Here is a 7,681-nt window from a genome sequence, read left to right as displayed (position 1 = left end):
GACCGCCGGCGTCGAGGGCCCACACGAGCGCGAGGGCCGGCAGGCCGACGTCGCGGACCAACACGTCGGTGAGCCCGCTCGTGACGGCGAGTCCGAGGACGATTTCCGCCATCACGGCGACCGCGACCCACGACGTCACGGGCGCCGCAAAGTCGACGAGCGCCGCCGCTGCCAGCACGAACAGGATCCATCCGTCGGACAGAATCAACGAGACCGGAGAAACTGCGGCGGCGGTGACGTCCGGTACGTAGCCCGTCCACTGCCCGGGACCGGTCAGCTCCCACACGCCGAAGCAGCCCAGGACGAGGCCCGTCGCCACCCGCGCAACGGACGACCGGGTGACGCGCGGGACCCTACTGGTTGAGAATGTGGCCATCGGCGTCCGTGAGGACGAAGCCGTCGTCGCCAAGGTTCGTCTCCCCATCGATGCCGTCATCGCCCATGCGCGTCTCGATGAAGTAGAGCCGATTGCCCGCGCCGGGCGCCATCATAGGAATCGATTGTGAATTCTTCGCGAATGATTCGAGGGGCGGCACACGTCCGCGGGCGGGGTTCGGCGCGTCGAGGGGGGAGGAACTTGCCGGTCGGGGCGCCGCGCAGCGGCGGCGCCCCGACCGGCACGCGTTCTAGTGCGAAGCGGCCGGCCGCGCCTCGTAGATGTTGAGCGGATGCCGCCGCAGCGCCGGCCCGATCGCCGCGCGCAGCTGATCGAACAGCTCGATGTCGTACTGCCCGACGAAGGTGATCGCGGTGCCCGGGCGTCCCGCCCGCGCGGTCCGCCCGATGCGGTGCACGTACGTCTCGACGTCCTCGGGGATGTCGAAATTGATGACGTGCGAGACATCGGGCAGATCCAGCCCGCGCGAGGCGACGTTCGTCGCGATCAGCATCTGGCAGCGCTTCTGCTCGAAGGCCCGGAGGGCCCGCATCCGGGCGCCTTCCGCCATGCCCCCGTGCAGCACTCCGGCCCGTGGAAAGGTCCGCGCCAGCCGGTCCACCCGATGCCGGGTGCGGCGGAACACCAGCGCCGAGGCGACTTGCCCTTTGGTCAGGAGCGCCCGGAGGGCCCGCACCTTGTCCTGCTCGGCGACTTCCAGGTAGAACTGCTCCACGGTGTCGACCGTCTGCGCGGCCGACGCGACGCGGAGCCACACCGGGTCGCGCATCTGCCGGGACGCGATCTCGTGGATCGCGGCCGGCATCGTCGCGGAAAAGAGCGCGGTCTGCCGCGCTACCGGCGTCTTCCGTAGAATGCGCGAGACGTCCGGCAGGAAGCCCATGTCGAGCATCCGGTCGGCTTCGTCCAGGATGACGGCGCGCACGCCGTCGAGACGGATGGTCCGGCGCTCCATGTGGTCGAGCAGCCGGCCCGGGGTGGCGACCACGATCTGCGGCCGGCGGGCGAGGTCCTGGATCTGCGTGACGATCGAATGGCCTCCGTAGACGGCAACCGCCCGCACGCCGCGCTCGCGCCCCAAGGCCGTGAGGTCCTCGGTGACCTGAACGGCCAGCTCCCGGGTCGGGGTGAGCACGAGGACCTGCGGCGCCCCGGTGCGGGGGGCGTCCGCCGCCGGCCGCGACGCGTCGAGGCGGTCGACGAGCGGAATGCCGAAGGCGCCGGTCTTGCCCGAGCCGGTCTGCGCCTGCCCCACCAGGTCGGCGCCCCTGAGCATGATCGGGATGACCTGAACCTGAATGGGCGTGGGCGTCTGCCAGCCGATGCGGCGCACGGCCCGAAGCGTCTCGGGGCGAAGCGAAAACGACTCGAACGAAGCTTCTTGCGCGGGATCGGGGACGGGGGACTCCGTATTCGGACGTTCCAATGCTATCTTACTGATATGCGTCTGCCTCCTTCGTGGTCCGGCCTGGGCCGGACGGCGGCTGTGAGCCGCTCAACGTCAATGCCGGCAACCTGCGCGTGTCCCGCCGGCACCTACCGCCACGAAGAAAGGCCCTGCGACACACCCGCGGCGGACCGTTTCCGGGTCCGCCGCCAACGCACGTATGACGACATTAGTGACTATACGCCCCGGCGGGCGTGGTGTCAAACGCGCGCCCGGGACCTCCGGGATCCACGTCTAGGACCTTCGCAATTTCCCCATAACTTCTTCGCGGTATATTCAATAGAGACGGATAGGCTGGGGACACTATCCCACACCCTTCAAGGGGGGAGAACACCATGCACCGCCGTACCCAGGCGGCAGCCAAGACATGGGCCGCGCTCTTGGTTGCCGTTGTTCTTGCCGTCACACTCGCCGGCGGAGTCTCACCGGCACGCGCCGCGACGGGCTCGCTCGTGCTGTCCGCGCTCGACACGCTCGCGCGGAACTACGTCGATCCCATCAACCAGACCGCGCTACTGAACGCGGCGATCGCGACCCTGCGCCAGACGGCGCACGCCGGCGCCGACGTGCTGCCCGACCTGCCGGCGGGCCTCGGGACTATGGAGGCGCAGACACAGTTTCTGTCCGAATTCGACCACGCGGCCCAGATGGGCGGCACGCCGGAGACCCAACTCGCCTACGTCGCCACGCAGGGTATGCTCGCCTCGCTCCACGACAGCCACGTCTACTACATGGACCCGACCCGGTTCGAGGAGAGCCGCCAGCAACTGAACGGCGACCCCTCGTTCAGCGGCATCGGCGTCGTGATCACCGCCCAGCAGGACGCCGCCGGCGTCCATTGGGTCTTCGTCGACAGCGTCTTTCCCGGCTCGCCGGCCGACGCGGCGGGGCTCAAGCGGTTCGACCGGATCGTCGCGGTCGGCGGCACGTCCCTCCGCGACGGAAACGTGCAGGCGGCCAGCCAGTTGATCCGCGGGCCGGTCGGCTCCCCGGTGGTCCTGACGATCCAGCGCGCCGGGACCGTCTCCCAGGTGACCGTCACCCGGGCGGCGATCGCGACGCATCCGGTCACGGTGCAGCTGGTCGAGCCGGGCGTCGCCTACGTGCACCTCTTCGGGTTCAGCAAGGGCGCGACCCGCGACATGCGGACGGCGCTCCTGGAGCTCGCCCAGAACGGACCGATCCACTCGATCATCCTGGACCTGCGGGGGAATCCCGGTGGATTGATCACGGAGGCCGACGGCGTCGCGGGCCTGTTCCTGCCGGCCGGCACGCCGGTGGCGCGTCTGACCGACCGAGACTCGGCGGGCTTTCTGCGGACGATGGGGCCGGCCCCGTTCGCCCGGGTCCCGCTCGTCGTGCTGACGAACCAGGGCAGCGCCTCGGGCGCCGAGATCGTCACCGCGGCGATGAAGGACCTCCACCGCGCCCAGATCATCGGGGAGCGGACGGCGGGGGCGCTCGGGGGCGCGATCGACGTTCCCCTGCCCGAGGGCGGGATGTCCGTAACGGTGGAACGGATCGCGAGCCCGGAGGGCCACGTCGTGGAAGGCGTCGGCGTCACCCCGGACGTGCCGGTCGCGCTCGGCGAAGCGGACATGGAGCAGGGCGTGGATACGCAGCTGCAGGCCGCGCTCCGAGCGGCGGGCGGGCTGGGCTTCCAGCGATAACCGCGCCGCAGACCAGCCGTCGCATCGACACGCGCGGCCGGCGGGATCGCCGGCCGCGCGTGTTTCTGTCCACCACGTGCTGCGTGGCACGCGTGCCGGCGGCGGACATCGCGCGCGCCGAGCCGGGCGGCCGCCGCGCCCTGTTTACCGCGGCATCGCGGCGTGCGACGGCGAAAACCGGAGCGTCTTGATGATCGTGAGGAACACCGCGGAATCCCGGGCGACCCGCGCCCGGTCGTTGTGCGCCGTCCCGGTGATGACGTACACCTGCGACTCGCGGACGACGTAAATCTGCAACTGGTACAGGCTCACGCCCGGCTGGGTGAAGCTGAAGGAGTGGGAATAGGCCGCGAGCCCTCCGACCGAGATCGGGCCCTCCTGGATGGGGGCGTAGCCCGGAAGACGCCGCAGTTCCGATTCCTGCGACTTCGCGACGGCCTCGGAGGTCATCGCCTGGGGCAGGGGTTGGGCGTCGATCACGATGTTGGGGCGCGTCCCGTCGGCGTCGGCGGGGCCGACCCCCACGAACACGTTGTGCCCCTCGTTGGTCGCCGTCTGGGCCGCCCACCCCGCGGGGAGGGACAGCGTGAAGCGGCCCTGCGGATCGGCCGCCTCGCGCATCGGCTGCGCGTCGGCCCGGCCGGGGCCGCTCGACGCGAGCCACGCCGCGGCGAGGAGGGCGCAGAGGGCCGCGCCGGCCCGGCCTGGTCCGGAACAGGAGGACGGCAGACGAGGAGTGTACTTCATCCTGAGGATTGATTTTCCCAAGGGGAGCGCGACCGCACAAGATGGGCGAGGCCGGGCGGTTCACCGACAACGACCTTCGGTTCGTGGCCGAGACCGCGGGCGCCGGGCGGTACGATTCCGAGGAGGCGCCGGCGGTCCTGCGCGGCCGGGATGACCTGCTCGACGTGCTGCTCGAGGACGACCGCCTGGTGGAGCGCGTTCTCGGCGACGAGCAGGTGCTGTTGCGCGTGTCGCCGCGCCTCGTGTTCAGCGTGCTGCTGCGGCGGGTGCTTCGGGACCTTCACCAGCGGCCCTATACGATGGAGCGCACGGGGGACGCGACGATCGCGGTGTTCGACGCCACCCAGGTGCGGCGCTTCGTCGCCGAGCCGGAGATCTGGAACTACCTCGTGTCGCTGCTGACATCGTTCATCCGCAACGAGACGGTGACCGTCTACGTCCGGCGGCACGGGCACTACGTGCGCCGGCGCTTCAGCACGCTCTGCCTGGAAGACATGATCGACCTGTCCGGGCTTGCCGCGCGGGACGAGGTGCCGTGGATCTTCCGGCGCATCGCCGACATCGCGCTCTTCCAAAGCGGCATCTTCCCGCAATCCCTGCGCTGGCACCGGGGCCATGCCGGGCGCGCGCCGGCCGTGCCGCCGACGCTCGAAGCGTACGAGGAGCACGGGCGGCGCTTCTACCGCCTTGCCGCCACGACCGGCGCCGCGGGCGCCGAGGGGCGGGTGCTCGTGGCGCTCGCCGACGACTTCGGGTCGGCCCGGAAATCGCTCGAGCTGCTCTCCGACCGCTACCTGCGCTGGAGTCCGGTTCGCTGGTTCCCGGCCTTCGGGTAACCCCGTGCGGTGGCCGAGCCGCGCGCGGCGCGTCGGCAGCGTGCCGCGGATGTCTTAGCCCTCCAGATTACCGTTTACTCTAGAGTGCCGGGAGAGGGCGTGATGGCGGGAAGCACGCCTACCCCGCCGTCGTCCTCAACTGCCGGTACCGTGCGGGAGTCAGTCCGAACGCCGATTTGAACGCGCGGGTGAAGTGCGCCTGATCGGCGAATCCCGCGTCGCACGCGATCTCGACCAGCGGGTGCGCCCGATGAATCCGCTCCCGCGCAAACTCAAGGCGCCGCATCAGCAGATAGCGGTAGGGGCTGGTCCCGAACATGATCCGGAACTGCCGGGACAGGTCATAGCGCGACAATCCCGTGACGGCTTCCAGCTCCGCCGAGTGCACGATGCGGGTCCGCTCGGCGTCCAGGAACTGCCGCGCCCGTTCGGCGGCCCGGACGTCCACGCGCCGCGAGGCCGCGGGCCCGGCCCCGCCCCGCTCTCGCGCGATCAATCCTTCCGCCAGGTCCACGATGAGGCCGTCCGCCGCAAGCGATTCCAGGGGGGCGCGAAAGGCGCCGTCGATGATTCGGGACAGCCGCGCATCCATCACCACGGGCTCGCGCACGAACGGCAGCGGATAGGGCCTCCCGCGGAGCACGCTCACGGCCTCTCCCAGGAGGGAGGGATCCACGTACACGATCCGATACCCGAAGCCCTCGTCGGAGCCCGCGCGTCCGTCGTGAACCTCATCGGGATACAACACGCACACGTGCCGGGGAGTGCTCACGTGGACCGCGCCCCGGTAGTCGAATACCTGTACGCCCGAGTCGGTCACGCCGACGGCATACGTGTCGTGCCGGTGCTTCTGGTAGGCCTCGCCGGCGAACCACGCCCTGAACAACTCGACGCCGCCGACCGGCTTCGTACTGACGATCCGCCCCGCGACCGTCCCCCGGCGCGACCGCACGAGACCCTCGCCGGCCGATCGGGTTTGCTTAGGGCGCATCCTTCGCATCCTCGCGAGAGGCTTCAGGAGAAGTCGCCGCGGTCACCCAGGGTCGCGAAGGAAGCGGTGCCGGCGCGTGGGGAAAACCCCAACCATGAACCGGCGCATGCTCGACGCGTTGGACCTGTGGGTCGCGGAGCACGAAGGGTTTCGTCCGATCGGCGAGGGCGGGTATATCTTCCGCTTTCGGGCGACCCGGCATTGGGGACGGCGCCTGACCCTGGCGGACGGGACCCAGATCGGGCCCGGCGACAGGATCGGAGAGCTGCACATCGACAACCAGCGCGCGGCGGCCCTCCACCGGAACGGCCACGCCGCGATCCGCTTCCGCCACGAACTGCTCCGGGCGTTTCTGGCGCTGGCCGCGGACCTGGCGACCCGGCCCGAGTATCGGACGATTCAAGCCGTGGGCGGGGCGAGCCTGTTCTGGGAAGGTGCTGCGCAATGGGGGTTTGAGCACCGGCCGCTCCCGGCGTTCACGCGGTGGTGGCTCGCGTGGTGGGAGCGTTTCCTCCTCGCCCAGTATCATCCGGACGGGCAGCGCCGTCTCAGCGGCCGGCGGATGGAACTGCGGAAGGTGTGGATTACGCGCCGGGCCTTGCGGCGGCTGGCCGAGCGTGCCGCCTCGAAACGCGCGGCGGGCGGACCCGGGGCGGTACGGGAATCCGGCGCGGCACGGGGAACCGATGCGGCGGGCGCCGGCGGACGATCAGACGGAACCGGCAAGCAGGACCTGCAGCCGGACGATCTCGAAGCCGCGCGCCCGCAACCCGGCGATCATCCCGGGTAGCGCGGACCACGTCACCCGCGGGGTCGACGGATGGCCGCCGCGATCGTGCAGGTTGATGATCGCGCCGGGGTGGGCTCTTCGGACGACCAGCTCCGTCATCCGGGAGCATGAGGCCACGACGAAGAATCCCTCGGGGCGTACCGACCACAACACCCGCCGCTCGCCGATCTGCGCCGCCCGCAGGTACGCCGCCCAGTTGAACGTTCCCCACGGGGGACGGAAGTACAGGGGGACGATGCCGGTGACGGCGGCGATGGCGGCCGCACCGCGGTCCACCTCGGCGACCGTGGCCGCCGGAGAGAGTCCCCACAAATGCCGGTGGCTGTAGGTGTGATTGCCCACGTCGTGCCCGGCCGCGGCGACCGCCCGGGCCGCGGCGGCGGCGGCCTCGGCCCGCGAGCCGACCATGAAGAATGACGCGTGGACGCCGGCCGCCGCCAGCGCGTCCAGGATGCGGGGCGTGTACTCGGGGTCCGGACCGTCGTCAAACGTGAGCGCGACCATCGGACGCGCCGGGCCTCGCTTCACCACGCCGACGCTGAGGCCTTCCGTGACCGCGTACGCCCCCACCGTGTACCCGGCCGCGCCGGCGACCGCGGCCGCGGCCGCGCCGAGTCCGATCCGAAGCAAGTCAGACATCAGTCACCGTGGCCGCGTTCACGGCGGAACCGGCGCCGCGGCCGCGTCACGACGGAGCCGCGGCCGCCACGGATGCCCGCCGGGCAGGACCCGCCTCGGACGCGAGGCGGGCGAGATGCGTGACGACGACGCGCGCGGCGTCCGGCCGGGCAAGCCGGGCCGCG

At 71.0% G+C, this 7,681-nt stretch carries 9 protein-coding genes; 3 read left to right on the top strand and 6 right to left on the bottom strand.

The features are described 5' to 3' along the window. The 3 genes from VGZ23_20765 to VGZ23_20755 all read right to left on the bottom strand — a co-directional run. Positions 1-319 (bottom strand): hypothetical protein (locus VGZ23_20765; protein HEV2360027.1); only part of this gene is annotated, 319 nt, incomplete at its 3' end. Positions 320-353: 34 nt separating this feature from the next. Further along, positions 354-488: a hypothetical protein gene (locus VGZ23_20760; GenBank protein HEV2360026.1), complete on the bottom strand. Its 135-nt coding sequence runs from the start codon at positions 486-488 to the stop codon at positions 354-356. Between the two features lie 138 nt (positions 489-626). Continuing rightward, positions 627-1,823, bottom strand: coding sequence for a DEAD/DEAH box helicase (locus VGZ23_20755; GenBank protein HEV2360025.1), 1,197 nt, complete (start codon positions 1,821-1,823; stop codon positions 627-629). A gap of 356 nt (positions 1,824-2,179) precedes the next feature. Here VGZ23_20755 and VGZ23_20750 point away from each other — a divergent pair, with 356 nt between their 5' ends. Beyond that, the gene (locus VGZ23_20750; GenBank protein ID HEV2360024.1) at positions 2,180-3,514 is read left to right on the top strand and encodes a S41 family peptidase; all 1,335 of its coding nucleotides are present in this window, start codon (positions 2,180-2,182) and stop codon (positions 3,512-3,514) included. 144 nt (positions 3,515-3,658) lie between these two features. Here the strand turns inward: VGZ23_20750 and VGZ23_20745 are convergent, their stop codons facing one another. Further along, the gene (locus VGZ23_20745; GenBank protein HEV2360023.1) at positions 3,659-4,261 is read right to left on the bottom strand and encodes a DcrB-related protein; all 603 of its coding nucleotides are present in this window, start codon (positions 4,259-4,261) and stop codon (positions 3,659-3,661) included. Between the two features lie 41 nt (positions 4,262-4,302). Between VGZ23_20745 and VGZ23_20740 the strand changes: the two genes are divergently transcribed. Further along, positions 4,303-5,097 (top strand): hypothetical protein, encoded by a 795-nt coding sequence (locus VGZ23_20740; GenBank protein ID HEV2360022.1) that lies wholly within the window; start codon positions 4,303-4,305, stop codon positions 5,095-5,097. Between the two features lie 118 nt (positions 5,098-5,215). Here VGZ23_20740 and VGZ23_20735 read toward each other — a convergent pair whose 3' ends face one another. Further along, entirely contained in the window at positions 5,216-6,088 is an 873-nt protein-coding gene (locus tag VGZ23_20735; GenBank protein ID HEV2360021.1) for an AraC family transcriptional regulator, read from the bottom strand. 94 nt (positions 6,089-6,182) lie between these two features. Between VGZ23_20735 and VGZ23_20730 the strand changes: the two genes are divergently transcribed. Then, a complete protein-coding gene (locus tag VGZ23_20730; protein ID HEV2360020.1) occupies positions 6,183-6,878 on the top strand; it encodes a hypothetical protein in 696 nt (231 codons plus the stop codon). On the opposite strand, the gene VGZ23_20725 is transcribed toward VGZ23_20730, so the two are convergent. Beyond that, positions 6,798-7,517, bottom strand: coding sequence for a polysaccharide deacetylase family protein (locus VGZ23_20725; GenBank protein ID HEV2360019.1), 720 nt, complete (start codon positions 7,515-7,517; stop codon positions 6,798-6,800). The two genes, VGZ23_20730 and VGZ23_20725, sit on opposite strands and share 81 nt — an antisense overlap. Positions 7,518-7,681 lie beyond the last annotated feature (164 nt).

Source organism: bacterium (assembly GCA_035945995.1).
Lineage (GTDB): Bacteria > Sysuimicrobiota > Sysuimicrobiia > Sysuimicrobiales > Segetimicrobiaceae > DASSJF01.
The sequence above is the reverse complement of the archived record's forward strand: the minus strand, read 5'-3'. Positions and strand labels throughout refer to the sequence as shown.

Bases quoted from the DNA above. Each gene is read 5' to 3' on its own strand.
- VGZ23_20745 (HEV2360023.1), bottom strand. From the start codon at position 4,261: ATGAAGTACACTCCTCGTCTGCCGTCCTCCTGTTCCGGACCAGGCCGG.
- VGZ23_20735 (HEV2360021.1), bottom strand. From the start codon at position 6,088: ATGCGCCCTAAGCAAACCCGATCGGCCGGCGAGGGTCTCGTGCGGTCG.
- VGZ23_20725 (HEV2360019.1), bottom strand. From the start codon at position 7,517: ATGTCTGACTTGCTTCGGATCGGACTCGGCGCGGCCGCGGCCGCGGTC.
- VGZ23_20750 (HEV2360024.1), top strand. From the start codon at position 2,180: ATGCACCGCCGTACCCAGGCGGCAGCCAAGACATGGGCCGCGCTCTTG.
- VGZ23_20760 (HEV2360026.1), bottom strand. From the start codon at position 488: ATGGCGCCCGGCGCGGGCAATCGGCTCTACTTCATCGAGACGCGCATG.
- VGZ23_20730 (HEV2360020.1), top strand. From the start codon at position 6,183: ATGAACCGGCGCATGCTCGACGCGTTGGACCTGTGGGTCGCGGAGCAC.
- VGZ23_20740 (HEV2360022.1), top strand. From the start codon at position 4,303: ATGGGCGAGGCCGGGCGGTTCACCGACAACGACCTTCGGTTCGTGGCC.